This window comes from Salmonella sp. SA14318 (genome assembly GCF_029866905.1).
In the GTDB taxonomy this organism is placed as follows: Bacteria; Pseudomonadota; Gammaproteobacteria; order Enterobacterales; family Enterobacteriaceae; genus Salmonella; species Salmonella enterica.
The window spans coordinates 572,158-584,813 of sequence record NZ_CP123282.1 but is presented as its reverse complement, the minus strand read 5'-3'; the positions used below and the strand labels follow the sequence as shown (position 1 = coordinate 584,813).

13 protein-coding genes are annotated in these 12,656 nt (G+C 53.1%); 4 read left to right on the top strand and 9 right to left on the bottom strand.

The window, feature by feature from the left end; genetic code table 11:
• Window positions 1-204: 204 nt before the first annotated feature.
• The 4 genes from glmM to rlmE form a co-directional block, all read right to left on the bottom strand.
• Window positions 205-1,542 (bottom strand): phosphoglucosamine mutase, encoded by a 1,338-nt coding sequence (gene glmM, locus QEN32_RS02790; protein WP_000071169.1) that lies wholly within the window; start codon window positions 1,540-1,542, stop codon window positions 205-207.
• Window positions 1,535-2,383 carry a dihydropteroate synthase gene (folP, locus tag QEN32_RS02785; protein WP_265321925.1) on the bottom strand — a complete coding sequence of 283 codons (849 nt, stop codon included), beginning with the start codon at window positions 2,381-2,383 and terminating at the stop codon, window positions 1,535-1,537. Before folP ends, glmM begins: the two co-directional genes overlap by 8 nt.
• A gap of 103 nt (window positions 2,384-2,486) precedes the next feature.
• Window positions 2,487-4,421, bottom strand: a complete 1,935-nt coding sequence (gene ftsH / locus QEN32_RS02780) for an ATP-dependent zinc metalloprotease FtsH (protein WP_001107481.1) — start codon at window positions 4,419-4,421, stop codon at window positions 2,487-2,489.
• Between the two features lie 103 nt (window positions 4,422-4,524).
• Window positions 4,525-5,151, bottom strand: a complete 627-nt coding sequence (gene rlmE, locus QEN32_RS02775) for a 23S rRNA (uridine(2552)-2'-O)-methyltransferase RlmE (protein ID WP_000145974.1) — start codon at window positions 5,149-5,151, stop codon at window positions 4,525-4,527.
• 126 nt (window positions 5,152-5,277) lie between these two features.
• Here rlmE and yhbY point away from each other — a divergent pair, with 126 nt between their 5' ends.
• Window positions 5,278-5,571 carry a ribosome assembly RNA-binding protein YhbY gene (yhbY, locus tag QEN32_RS02770; RefSeq protein ID WP_001592995.1) on the top strand — a complete coding sequence of 98 codons (294 nt, stop codon included), beginning with the start codon at window positions 5,278-5,280 and terminating at the stop codon, window positions 5,569-5,571.
• Window positions 5,572-5,726: 155 nt separating this feature from the next.
• Here yhbY and greA read toward each other — a convergent pair whose 3' ends face one another.
• Window positions 5,727-6,203, bottom strand: a complete 477-nt coding sequence (greA, locus tag QEN32_RS02765) for a transcription elongation factor GreA (protein ID WP_001148008.1) — start codon at window positions 6,201-6,203, stop codon at window positions 5,727-5,729.
• A 247-nt stretch (window positions 6,204-6,450) separates the two neighbouring features.
• Between greA and dacB the strand changes: the two genes are divergently transcribed.
• Entirely contained in the window at window positions 6,451-7,884 is a 1,434-nt protein-coding gene (gene dacB / locus QEN32_RS02760) for a serine-type D-Ala-D-Ala carboxypeptidase (protein ID WP_265321924.1), read from the top strand.
• A 130-nt stretch (window positions 7,885-8,014) separates the two neighbouring features.
• On the opposite strand, the gene cgtA is transcribed toward dacB, so the two are convergent.
• The 4 genes from cgtA to rplU all read right to left on the bottom strand — a co-directional run bounded on the left by cgtA (window position 8,015) and on the right by rplU (window position 10,886).
• Window positions 8,015-9,187, bottom strand: a complete 1,173-nt coding sequence (gene cgtA, locus QEN32_RS02755; RefSeq protein WP_000673556.1) for an Obg family GTPase CgtA — start codon at window positions 9,185-9,187, stop codon at window positions 8,015-8,017.
• Between the two features lie 15 nt (window positions 9,188-9,202).
• Window positions 9,203-10,168, bottom strand: a complete 966-nt coding sequence (locus QEN32_RS02750) for a DMT family transporter (RefSeq protein WP_000813052.1) — start codon at window positions 10,166-10,168, stop codon at window positions 9,203-9,205.
• Between the two features lie 129 nt (window positions 10,169-10,297).
• Window positions 10,298-10,555, bottom strand: a complete 258-nt coding sequence (gene rpmA / locus QEN32_RS02745) for a 50S ribosomal protein L27 (protein WP_000940593.1) — start codon at window positions 10,553-10,555, stop codon at window positions 10,298-10,300.
• Between the two features lie 19 nt (window positions 10,556-10,574).
• Window positions 10,575-10,886, bottom strand: coding sequence for a 50S ribosomal protein L21 (rplU, locus tag QEN32_RS02740; RefSeq protein WP_000271396.1), 312 nt, complete (start codon window positions 10,884-10,886; stop codon window positions 10,575-10,577).
• A 257-nt stretch (window positions 10,887-11,143) separates the two neighbouring features.
• Here rplU and ispB point away from each other — a divergent pair, with 257 nt between their 5' ends.
• Window positions 11,144-12,115 (top strand): octaprenyl diphosphate synthase, encoded by a 972-nt coding sequence (gene ispB / locus QEN32_RS02735; protein ID WP_001047354.1) that lies wholly within the window; start codon window positions 11,144-11,146, stop codon window positions 12,113-12,115.
• A gap of 231 nt (window positions 12,116-12,346) precedes the next feature.
• Window positions 12,347-12,634, top strand: a complete 288-nt coding sequence (sfsB, locus tag QEN32_RS02730) for a DNA-binding transcriptional regulator SfsB (RefSeq protein WP_000444168.1) — start codon at window positions 12,347-12,349, stop codon at window positions 12,632-12,634.
• The last annotated feature ends 22 nt before the right edge of the window (window positions 12,635-12,656 follow it).

Here is a 12,656-nt window from a genome sequence, read left to right as displayed (position 1 = left end):
GGAGTTGCCGCGTACCAATGCTTCTACCAATAAAGCGGGATTTTTACTGTTTCCCACTGAAGCGGGTGTGAATACTAACCAAAGCGAATGACCTTCGCAAGGGCAATTTAAGCGCATTGTATCAACTGCGGAAAAAAACAGCAAAAGCGTTGTTTTTTGCGGGCAGTAAGGCGGCAACCGCCGCCTTTTTAGTCACTTAAACGCTTAAACGGCTTTTACCGCATCCGCGATACGATGGGCGAATGCCGTAACCTGCGCTTCATCCTCGCCTTCCACCATCACGCGAATCAGCGGTTCGGTACCGGATTTACGTAGCAGTACCCGCCCACGATTGCCGAGCGTGGCTTCTACGTCTGCCGTTACCGCTTTCACCGCTTCATTTTCCAGCGGATCGCCGCTACCGGCGGTGTAACGCACGTTAACCAGAATCTGCGGGAACATTTTCATACCGCTGCACAGATCGTGCAGACTCATATGATTACGCACCATCGCCGCCAGAACTTGTAGCCCCGCTACAATACCGTCGCCAGTGGTCGTTTTATCCAACAGAATAACGTGACCAGAGTTTTCCGCGCCGATGCGCCAGCCTTTTTCCTGCAATTTTTCCAGCACGTAGCGGTCGCCCACTTTCGCCCGGGCAAACGGAATGCCAAGCTGCTTGAGCGCCAGCTCCAGCCCCATATTGCTCATCAGCGTCCCCACCGCGCCGCCGCGCAGTTGCCCCTGGCGCAGCCCTTCGCGCGCGATGATATACATGATCTGATCGCCATCGACTTTATTGCCTTCATGGTCAACCATGATGACCCGGTCGCCGTCGCCGTCAAGCGCGATGCCGAGGTCCGCCTTCTCCGCCAACACGCGCGCCTGCAACGCGCGCACGTCGGTCGCGCCCACTTCTTCGTTAATGTTGACGCCGTTTGGCTCACAGCCGATGGCGATAACGGTCGCGCCCAGCTCGCGCAGCACATTCGGCGCGATATGGTAGGTAGCGCCGTTGGCGCAATCTACAACCACTTTCAGGCCATTGAGGCTCAGTTCGTTCGGGAAGGTGCCTTTACAGAACTCGATATAGCGTCCGGCGGCGTCGACGATGCGGCTGGCTTTACCCAGCTCGGCGGAGTCTACGCAGGTGATCTCTTTTTCCATTTCGGCTTCGATGGCTTCTTCCACATCGTCAGGCAGTTTCGTACCGTCGATAGAGAAGAATTTAATGCCGTTATCATAGAACGGGTTATGCGAAGCCGAGATAACGATACCCGCCTCCGCGCGGAAAGTCCGCGTCAGATAGGCGACGGCTGGCGTTGGCATAGGTCCGGTAAACGAGGCCGACAGCCCCGCAGCGGCAAGGCCCGCCTCCAGCGCGGACTCCAGCATATAGCCGGAAATACGCGTATCTTTACCGATAATGATTTTACGCGAGCCATGACGCGCCAGCACTTTTCCGGCAGCCCAACCCAGTTTAAGCACGAAATCAGGTGTAATGGGGGCATTGCCTACACGTCCGCGAATCCCATCGGTACCGAAATATTTACGATTACTCATAGCGTTTGTTTCCCTTTGCAGACAGAGTGGCTTCTACCACCCGCATCGCCTCTACGGTTTCTTTGACGTCATGGACGCGAATGATCTGCGCGCCCTGCATCGCGGCAATTACCGCGCACGCAAGGCTGCCGTTCAGACGGTCTGATGGTCCCACGTTAAGTAACTGACCAACCATCGTTTTACGTGACATGCCCACCAGCAGCGGCAGGTTAAAATGATGAAACTCACCCAGTCGCGCCAGTAAGGTATAATTGTGAGAGAGATTTTTACCGAAACCGAATCCGGGGTCGAGCAACAATTTCTCTTTTGCGATGCCGGCCTTCTCACAACGTGCTATTTGCTCAATAAAGTAGCGATTCACCTCGGCAAAGACATCGTCATATTTCGGCGCCTCCTGCATGGTTTTGGGGTTGCCCTGCATGTGCATAAGACTGACCGGCAAGCCGGTTTCCGCTGCCGCTTCCAACGCGCCGGGCTCGGAGAGCGAACGGACATCATTGATAATATGCGCGCCCGCCCTTACCGCTTCACGGATCACCTCGGGTTTAGAGGTATCCACAGAAATCCACACTTCAAAACGTTGCGCGATTGCTTCCAGTACCGGAATAACGCGATCCAGCTCTTCTTCCACGCTCACTTCCGCCGCGCCTGGTCGCGTTGATTCCCCCCCCACATCAATAATTGTCGCCCCGGCATTCACCATTAAATTCGCATGTTTCACCGCCTCAATCAGCGTGTTATGCGCGCCGCCGTCGGAGAACGAATCCGGCGTTACGTTCAGGATACCCATAACATGCGGATGAGTGAGATCGAGCGTGGCGCCCTGAGCGAAGAGTTTCATGGTCAAAATCCCTGTTTTATTTATGGTGAGTTAAAAAAGAAAAACCCCGGGGCAAGCCCCAGGGTTTCGGTGAGCGCTAAACATAATGTTGTACAACAAATGCTTATTTGTCGCCCAGCTGCTCTGACATCGTGTTGCCCGGGTTCGGCGTGCGTGGTTCATCAACCGGACGCGGCGCCTGAGGCGTACCATTGCTGTCAGAGTTATTGGTGCCGTTTGGATCTTCCCAGCCCGCAGGCGGACGCACTTCACGACGCGCCATCAGGTCATCAATCTGCGGCGCATCGATGGTTTCATATTTCATCAGCGCATCTTTCATCGCGTGCAGAATATCCATATTGTCAGTCAGGATCTGACGAGCGCGATTGTAGTTACGTTCAATCAGCGCTTTCACTTCCTGGTCGATGATACGCGCAGTTTCATCAGACATATGTTTCGCTTTTGCGACGCTACGGCCGAGGAACACTTCGCCCTCTTCTTCCGCATACAGCAACGGACCGAGTTTCTCCGAGAAGCCCCACTGGGTGACCATGTTACGCGCCAGGTTAGTCGCGACTTTAATGTCGTTCGACGCGCCGGTGGAAACATGCTCAACGCCGTAGATAATCTCTTCCGCCAGACGGCCGCCGTACAGCGTGCTGATTTGGCTTTCCAGCTTCTGACGGCTGGCGCTGATCGCGTCGCCTTCAGGCAGGAAGAAGGTCACGCCCAGCGCACGACCACGCGGGATAATCGTCACTTTGTGCACCGGATCGTGTTCCGGCACCAGGCGACCGATAATCGCGTGGCCCGCTTCGTGGTACGCGGTCGACTCTTTCTGCGCTTCCGTCATCACCATGGAGCGACGTTCGGCGCCCATCATGATTTTGTCTTTCGCTTTCTCGAACTCAACCATCGACACAACGCGCTTGTTGCCGCGTGCGGCAAACAGCGCCGCTTCGTTCACCAGGTTCGCCAGGTCCGCACCGGAGAAGCCCGGCGTACCGCGCGCAATGATCGCCGCATCAATGTCCGTCGCTAACGGTACGCGACGCATATGCACCTTCAGAATCTGCTCACGACCGCGAACATCCGGCAGGCCTACCACCACCTGACGGTCGAAACGGCCAGGACGCAGCAGCGCCGGGTCCAGAACGTCCGGACGGTTAGTTGCCGCGATAACGATGATACCTTCGTTACCTTCGAAGCCGTCCATCTCAACCAGCATCTGGTTCAACGTCTGCTCACGTTCATCGTGACCGCCGCCCAGACCAGCGCCACGCTGGCGACCTACGGCGTCGATTTCATCGATGAAGATAATGCACGGCGCCGCTTTCTTGGCCTGTTCGAACATGTCACGCACTCGAGACGCGCCGACACCGACGAACATTTCCACAAAGTCAGAACCGGAAATCGTAAAGAATGGCACCTTCGCTTCACCCGCAATGGCTTTTGCCAGCAGGGTTTTACCGGTACCCGGCGGGCCGACCATCAGGACGCCTTTCGGAATTTTACCGCCCAGCTTCTGGAAACGGCTCGGTTCACGCAGGTATTCAACCAGTTCCGCCACTTCTTCTTTCGCTTCGTCACAACCCGCGACGTCAGCAAACGTGGTTTTGATCTGATCTTCCGTCAGCATACGCGCCTTGCTCTTACCGAACGACATGGCGCCTTTGCCACCGCCGCCCTGCATCTGACGCATGAAGAAGATCCAGACGCCGATCAGCAACAGCATCGGGAACCAGGAAATGAAGATAGAAGCCAGCAGGCTTGGCTCTTCAGGTGGTTCGCCAACAACCTTGACGTTTTTAGTCAGCAGGTTATCAAGCAGCTTCGGATCATTAATCGGAATGTAAGTCGTGTAACGGTTACTATCTTTCTTGGTAACGTTGATCTCACGTCCGTTGATACGCGCTTCGCGAACCTGGTCCTGATTGACCTCTTGCAGGAAGGTAGAGTAATCCACCTTACGGCCATTAGACTCGCTGGGCCCAAAGCTCTGGAATACTGACATCAGCACAACGGCAATGACCAGCCAGAGTATTAGGTTTTTCGCCATGTCACTCAAGGGATTAACCTCTTATTACAACTGTGTTAAAAACAGCGTCAGGATACTCTATATCCAGTTTCTTTCAAACCTTACGTCTGAAATCTGCCGGTTATCACTTTCGCCCGGTCGCTACAATGTACACTTCACGCGAACGCGCACGCGAAGAGTCCGGCTTACGAACTTTAACCTTCGTAAACAGGGAGCGAATTTCCCTTAGATACTCATCGAAACCTTCGCCCTGGAACACCTTCACTACAAAACTTCCGCCTGGCGCCAGCACATCGCGGCACATCTCTAACGCCAGCTCCACCAGATACATGGCGCGGGGGATATCCACCGCCGGTGTTCCGCTCATGTTTGGTGCCATATCCGACATGACAACTTGTACTTTACTGTCACCCACGCGTTCCAGTAACGCTTTCATGACAAGTTCATCACGAAAATCGCCCTGAAGAAAGTCCACACCAACGATAGGATCCATAGGTAAAAGATCACAAGCGATGATGCGGCCTTTGCCGCCAATCTGCGTGACCACATACTGTGACCAGCCTCCTGGCGCAGCGCCGAGATCGACTACCGTCATTCCCGGCTTAAAAAGTTTGTCACTTTGCTGTATTTCATCAAGTTTAAACCAGGCACGGGAGCGTAGCCCCTTTTTCTGCGCCTGTTGAACATATTTATCGCTAAAGTGTTCCTGAAGCCAGCGGCTTGAGCTGGCAGAACGCTTTTTACCTGTCATTTAACTTTCCCGTCGGGGCAGTTCATCGTAGCCAATGGCGTAAATTTCTACACGCCTATTTGGCGATATAAGGGAGATGGCGGTAGAATGACCCGTTTTCAATCCCAACGTAAGCAAAAATATACGATGAATCTGAGTACTAAACAAAAACAGCACCTAAAAGGTCTGGCACATCCGCTCAAGCCTGTTGTTATGCTTGGCAATAATGGTTTGACCGAAGGGGTACTGGCCGAGATTGAACAAGCGTTAGAGCACCATGAACTTATCAAGGTGAAAATCGCCTCGGAAGATCGCGAAACAAAAACCTTGATCGTGGACGCTATCGTGCGCGAAACCGGCGCCTGTAACGTACAGGTCATCGGTAAAACGCTGGTACTGTATCGCCCAACTAAAGAGCGTAAAATCTCGCTGCCGCGTTAAGGATATCCTAAAGTCGAACACAAAATCTGTGTAAAACGAGGGGTTTTCCACGAGCAGGAGAGCAAAATGCCACGCTCTCTCCGTTGATAAAAGGCCGCTATGCGGCCTTTTTCCTTTCTTTACAATACACCAACAATTTGCGTATTGAGTACTACTTAAAGGTATTCCACTTTAAGCACTTCGTATTCCACATCGCCGCCAGGCGTTTTTATCACCACGACGTCATCCTGCTCTTTGCCGATCAGGCCGCGAGCGATTGGCGAGTTTACCGAAATGAGATTTTGCTTAAAATCCGCCTCATCATCGCCAACAATGCGGTAGGTCTGCTCTTCGTCAGTGTCCAGGTTCAGCACCGTGACGGTAGCGCCGAAAATCACGCGACCATTGTTCGGCATTTTAGTGACATCAATCACCTGCGCATTCGACAGTTTTGCTTCGATATCTTTAATGCGCCCTTCGCAGAAACCCTGCTGTTCGCGTGCAGCATGATACTCCGCGTTTTCTTTTAAATCGCCATGTTCGCGCGCTTCGGCGATAGCGGCGATGATTTCAGGACGGCGCACAGATTTCAGAAAATCCAGCTCTTCGCGCAGTTTTTCGGCTCCGCGTAAGGTCATCGGAATAGCTTGCATTTGTTATACCTCTTGAACATTCCTGTAGGGGGCAATGAACTCTACCCCGGCTGCTAAGCCAGCCCCGGCATATGCCATACCAGGGTCAGAAGCAAAAAAACACCAACCCGGGCGCGCAGTCCCAGGTCAGCTACAATTTCCTCTTTGATAACCATTTTACCCTGGAGTTCCCTATGGGTCATCGTTTACTTTTTAGGGCGTTGCGCCGTAGTATGACGGCTTGTTTCCAGGGTGTTAGCGCGAGATTATGCGATTTTCCAGATTTATCATCGGATTGACCACCAGTATAGCGTTCAGCGTTCAGGCCGCGAATATTGACGAATACATCAAACAGCTTCCGGCCGGCGCCAACCTCGCGCTGATGGTGCAAAAGATTGGCGCGCCCGCGCCGGCTATTGATTATCATAGTCAGCAGATGGCGCTTCCCGCCAGTACCCAAAAGGTGATTACCGCGCTGGCGGCGCTGATTCAACTCGGCCCGGATTTCCGTTTTACGACCACGCTGGAGACTAAAGGTAACGTCGATAACGGCATCCTGAAAGGTGACGTAATTGCGCGCTTCGGTGGCGATCCAACGCTAAGACGTCAGGATATTCGCAATATGGTCGCGACGCTGAAAAAGTCCGGCGTCACGCAAATCGACGGCAATGTGCTTATCGACACGTCGATTTTCGCCAGCCACGATAAAGCGCCAGGCTGGCCGTGGAACGACCTGACCCAGTGTTTCAGCGCGCCTCCCGCCGCCGCCATTGTTGACCGCAACTGTTTTTCTGTGTCGCTTTATAGCGCGCAAAAACCAAACGATTTAGCCTTTATTCGCGTGGCCTCTTATTATCCGGTAACGATGTTCAGCCAGGTACGGACTCTGCCGCGCGGTTCGGCAGACGCGCAGTATTGCGAGCTGGATGTTGTGCCTGGCGATTTGAACCGTTATACGCTTACCGGCTGTTTACCACAGCGCGCCGACCCGCTGCCGCTGGCCTTTGCTATTCAGGACGGCGCCAGCTACGCGGGCGCGATCCTCAAGCAGGAACTGAAAGAGGCCGGGATAACTTACCGCGGCACGCTGCTGCGCCAGACGCAGGTTAACGAGCCCGGAACGATCGTCGCCAGTAAACAGTCGGCGCCACTGCACGATCTGCTTAAGATTATGCTGAAAAAGTCAGACAACATGATCGCCGATACTGTTTTTCGGATGATTGGTCATGTCAGGTTTAACGTGCCTGGCACCTGGCGGGCGGGATCGGATGCCGTTCGCCAGATCCTGCGCCAACAGGCGGGAATTGATATCGGCAATACCATTATTGCCGACGGTTCCGGTCTTTCTCGCCATAATCTGATCGCTCCCGCCACGATGATACAGGTGCTGCAATATATCGCCCAACACGATAACGAGCTGAACTTTATCTCTATGCTGCCGCTGGCGGGCTATGATGGTTCATTGCAATACCGCGCCGGGCTACATCAGGCGGGCGTAGACGGTAAGGTTTCGGCGAAAACCGGGTCACTGCAGGGCGTGTATAATCTGGCGGGCTTTATTACCACCGCAAGCGGGCAACGGATGGCATTTGTACAGTATTTGTCCGGCTACGCGGTTCCACCTGCCGATCAGCGTAATCGCCGAATCCCGCTGGTACGCTTCGAGAGTCGGTTATACAAGGATATTTATCAGAATAACTGAGTGCATTATTGCCGGATGGCGGCGCTAACGCGTCTTATCTGGCCTACAAAGAACATAATAAAACGGGCCGCAAATGCGGCCCGTTGGCTTTTGTAGGCCGGATAAGCGTTAGCGCCATCCGGCTACGAGATTAACGTTTGTAGATGAACTCGACGCCTTCTTCGTCGTCTTCATCCCAGTCGTCATCCCAGTCATCGTCTGCGTCTTCTTCCACTTCAGCCAACTGCTGGCGATGATAATCGTCCCACATGAACTCGACTTTTTCCGGCTGTTTTGCTTCTTCAGCCTGCGCGATCGGATTCTCGATGATAAAGGTCATCACATCCCAGCAGAGATCTTTCACCCCCAGCTGACTGGCGGCGGAAATCAGATAGTATTTCCCTTCCCAGCCCAACGCTTCGGCGATCGCTTTCGCTTTCTCTTCCGCTTCGGTTTTATCCATCAGATCGATCTTGTTGAACACTAACCAGCGCGGTTTAGCCGCCAGATCCTGGCTGTATTTTTCCAGTTCGCCAATAATGATACGGGCGTTTTCCACCGGATCGGAACCGTCGATCGGATCGATATCAATGAGGTGCAGCAGTACGCGGCAACGTTCGAGGTGCTTCAGGAAGCGAATCCCCAGGCCCGCGCCTTCCGCCGCGCCTTCGATCAACCCCGGAATGTCGGCCACCACAAAACTCTTTTCGCTGTCCATTCGTACCACGCCCAGGCTCGGCACCAGCGTGGTAAACGGATAGTCCGCGACTTTCGGTTTTGCTGCCGATACCGCACGAATGAACGTTGATTTACCGGCGTTTGGCATCCCCAGCATCCCGACATCCGCCAGCAGCATCAGTTCCAGCAGCAGGTCGCGCTTATCGCCCGGCGTACCATTGGTTTTCTGGCGCGGCGTACGGTTAACCGAGGATTTAAAACGGGTATTGCCTAACCCATGCCAGCCGCCCTTCGCGACCAACAGACGCTGACCGTGTTTGGTCATGTCGCCCATCGTTTCACCGGTTCCCTGGTCGATAACGCGTGTACCGACCGGCACTTTAATGGTCACGTCTTTACCGCGTTTACCGGTACAGTCGCGGCTCGCGCCATTCTGACCACGTTCAGCGCGGAACGATTTTTCAAAGCGGTAATCGATCAGCGTATTCAGGTTTTCATCGGCTTCCATCCAGACGTCGCCGCCGTCGCCGCCATCACCGCCGTCCGGGCCGCCTTTCGGGATATATTTTTCGCGGCGGAAGCTCACACAGCCATTACCGCCATCGCCTGCAACGACCAGAATCGATGCTTCATCAACAAACTTCATTTTATTCTCCGTAAATCATTCGCCTGAGCGGGGTTGCGAAACCACCGTTTCATGCTTGCGTAAACCGCCCCAAATACGATGACCAATGGCGGAATACATCGCGCCCGCAACCACGACAAACGCACCGAGATAACCTAAAAGGTTTAACATCGGTCTGGCGAAGAAATCGGGCCAGGCCATAGATAAAAGATCTGAAAACAGCAGGGTAAATAGCGGTGTAAGCGTGATTATCGCGCTCACCTGCGCCGCCTGCCAACGCGCCATCGCTTCCGCCAGGGCGCCATATCCTACCAGCGTATTTAGCCCGCAGAAAATCAAACAGGCGAGCTGCCAGTCGCTCAGTTGCGCTATCACCATCGGTTTTGCCAGCGGCAAGAGCGCTATCGTACATAAAGTGTACAGTAAAAACAGGATCTGCTGCGAGGCCAGACGTCGCAATAATACTTTTTGCGCCACGCCATAGCTCACCCACACCATCGCCGCGCCTACGCCAAAAATAACGCCCCAGGTGTAGTCGGTCAGTCGGGTAAAAATCTCGATCAGACTGGTGTTAAAAAACATCACCAGCCCGCTCAATAACATCAGCGCGCCAATCACCTGCGTACCGCGCATCTTTTCTTTCAGAATAAAGACGCTGGCGACCATCATGCCAACCGGCGAGAGCTGGCCGATAACCTGCGACGCGGTTGGGCTTAAATATTGCAGGGAAGAACTGAACAAAATGAAATTACCGAACAGTCCGCAGGTCGCTATCGCCAATAACACCAACCAGCGCGGCTTACGAAAAATACGCAGCGGCGGCAGCTTTCTTTTTACTGCCAGTATCGCCCCGAGGCCAATACTGGCCATTAAGAAGCGGTAGAAGACAATGGTTGAAGGCTCCATCACCTCCAGCACTTGCTTCATTGCTATTGGCAACGCTCCCCAGCACATCGCGGTAGTGAGCGCTAAAAGAATGCCAATGCCTGCCTGCTGCTTCATGCCGTGTTCCCTGCAAAGACCCGTTAACGGCATTCGCACAGCCACACGGGTATATTTTAGTCGGCCATCGAATGTAAAAAGCCCCGCAACAGGTGCGGGGCTTTCATCCGTTACCGGACCACAAAAAACTTACTCAGCAACGATGCTGATGTATTTACGGTTTTTCGGGCCTTTAACTTCGAATTTCACTTTACCGTCTGCTTTAGCAAACAGAGTGTGGTCACGACCGCAACCAACGTTGGTGCCAGCGTGGAATTTAGTACCACGTTGACGAACGATGATGCTGCCTGCCAGAACTGCTTCACCGCCAAAGCGTTTTACGCCCAGACGTTTAGCTTCAGAATCGCGACCGTTACGAGTCGAGCCGCCAGCCTTTTTATGTGCCATTTAATCTGCTCCCCTAATCTTAAGCGCTGATGCCGGTAATTTTCACATCAGTGAACCACTGACGATGGCCCTGCTGCTTACGGTAGTGTTTACGGCGACGAAACTTAACGATTTTAACTTTCTCGCCACGACCGTGGGCAACAACTTCAGCTTTGATTACGCCGCCATCAACGAAAGGAACGCCGATTTTGACTTCTTCACCGTTTGCGATCATCAGAACTTCAGCGAACTCGATAGTTTCGCCAGTTGCGATGTCCAGCTTTTCCAGGCGAACGGTCTGACCTTCGCTTACTCGGTGTTGTTTACCACCACTTTGGAAAACCGCGTACATAAAAAACTCCGCTTCCGCGCACACCTTTCAATGATTCAGAGCGCGCTATAAATATTCACAATAGGGCGCGAATATTACGCAAATTGCACGGCTTTGACAAGTGCTACCATCAATACATGAAGAAAAAAAACACAACGCATACGGTAACGTTTATCTGCGGCGTTTTTTCAGTACAATCAGGGTATATTTCTAACCATAAACCCTACGTTACCTCATTCAGACATGGGATAATCGGGGCGATAAGCCCGGCTTTTGCGATGAATTTAGAAAAAATCAACGAGTTAACCGCGCAAGATATGGCGGGTGTCAATGCGACAATCCTTGAACAGCTTAATTCCGACGTTCAACTGATTAATCAGCTAGGATATTACATTATTAGCGGCGGCGGAAAACGCATTCGTCCGATGATTGCCGTTCTTGCCGCGCGCGCGGTGGGTTATCAGGGTAACGCGCACGTGACTATCGCCGCTCTGATCGAGTTTATCCACACGGCGACGCTGCTACATGATGATGTGGTGGATGAATCTGATATGCGTCGCGGCAAAGCGACGGCAAATGCCGCTTTCGGTAATGCCGCCAGCGTGTTGGTCGGCGACTTTATCTATACCCGCGCCTTCCAGATGATGACCAGCCTCGGCTCGTTAAAAGTGCTGGAAGTTATGTCGGAAGCGGTCAACGTGATTGCAGAAGGCGAAGTGCTGCAATTGATGAACGTGAATGACCCGGACATTACCGAAGAAAATTACATGCGGGTGATTTACAGTAAAACGGCCCGTCTGTTCGAAGCCGCCGCCCAGTGCTCCGGTATTCTTGCCGGTTGTACGCCTGAGCAAGAGAAAGGGTTGCAGGACTATGGCCGCTACCTTGGTACGGCTTTCCAGCTCATTGACGATCTGCTGGATTACAGTGCCGACGGCGAGCATCTCGGTAAAAATGTGGGTGATGACCTCAATGAGGGCAAACCTACCTTACCGTTGCTTCACGCCATGCGCCACGGTACGCCAGAACAGTCAGCGATGATCCGTACCGCTATTGAACAAGGCAATGGCCGTCATCTTCTGGAACCGGTTCTGGAAGCGATGACCACCTGCGGTTCGCTGGAATGGACGCGTCAGCGAGCGGAAGAAGAAGCCGACAAAGCGATATCCGCGTTGCAGATATTGCCGGATACTCCATGGCGTGAGGCGCTAATCGGTCTCGCACACATCGCGGTGCAGCGCGATCGTTAATGCCATTCTCTTATCCCGCGCACTGCGCGGGATATCCCATTAAGTTCTAATAAACTCCAGATACCCTATCGCCTGTCTTTCACATACTCCTCCAGGACTTCCCCTGGCATATTCTGAATATTGCCGCCACTTACATGAACTTTTTAGAACATTCCTTCACGAAGCGTTATAGTATCGAACGTCGTCGGGTTGTTAAAACCGTAAGTGATTAACCTAAGGAGTGATGGATGTATGGAAAGCAAGCTTATTGACTGGCATCCGGCCGATATCATTGCCGGACTACGTAAAAAAGGGACTTCAATGGCCGCTGAGTCACGTCGGAATGGATTGAGTTCATCCACGCTGGCCAATGCATTAACGCGCCCGTGGCCGAAAGGAGAGTTGATTATCGCGAAAGCATTGGGAACGGAACCCTGGGTTATTTGGCCATCGCGTTATCACGATCCGCGCACGCATGAGTTTATCGACAGAACGCGGCTTATGAGAGCGCGTAATAAAAACAAACAGAATGTAGAGTAAGTGCCTGTAAAACAACCCCCGC

Coding starts and splice junctions, on each gene's coding strand:
- rlmE (WP_000145974.1), bottom strand. CDS start 5,151: ATGACAGGTAAAAAGCGTTCTGCCAGCTCAAGCCGCTGGCTTCAGGAA.
- sfsB (WP_000444168.1), top strand. CDS start 12,347: ATGGAAAGCAAGCTTATTGACTGGCATCCGGCCGATATCATTGCCGGA.
- ispB (WP_001047354.1), top strand. CDS start 11,144: ATGAATTTAGAAAAAATCAACGAGTTAACCGCGCAAGATATGGCGGGT.
- folP (WP_265321925.1), bottom strand. CDS start 2,383: ATGAAACTCTTCGCTCAGGGCGCCACGCTCGATCTCACTCATCCGCAT.
- QEN32_RS02750 (WP_000813052.1), bottom strand. CDS start 10,168: ATGAAGCAGCAGGCAGGCATTGGCATTCTTTTAGCGCTCACTACCGCG.
- ftsH (WP_001107481.1), bottom strand. CDS start 4,421: ATGGCGAAAAACCTAATACTCTGGCTGGTCATTGCCGTTGTGCTGATG.
- glmM (WP_000071169.1), bottom strand. CDS start 1,542: ATGAGTAATCGTAAATATTTCGGTACCGATGGGATTCGCGGACGTGTA.
- greA (WP_001148008.1), bottom strand. CDS start 6,203: ATGCAAGCTATTCCGATGACCTTACGCGGAGCCGAAAAACTGCGCGAA.
- yhbY (WP_001592995.1), top strand. CDS start 5,278: ATGAATCTGAGTACTAAACAAAAACAGCACCTAAAAGGTCTGGCACAT.
- rplU (WP_000271396.1), bottom strand. CDS start 10,886: ATGTACGCGGTTTTCCAAAGTGGTGGTAAACAACACCGAGTAAGCGAA.
- rpmA (WP_000940593.1), bottom strand. CDS start 10,555: ATGGCACATAAAAAGGCTGGCGGCTCGACTCGTAACGGTCGCGATTCT.
- cgtA (WP_000673556.1), bottom strand. CDS start 9,187: ATGAAGTTTGTTGATGAAGCATCGATTCTGGTCGTTGCAGGCGATGGC.
- dacB (WP_265321924.1), top strand. CDS start 6,451: ATGCGATTTTCCAGATTTATCATCGGATTGACCACCAGTATAGCGTTC.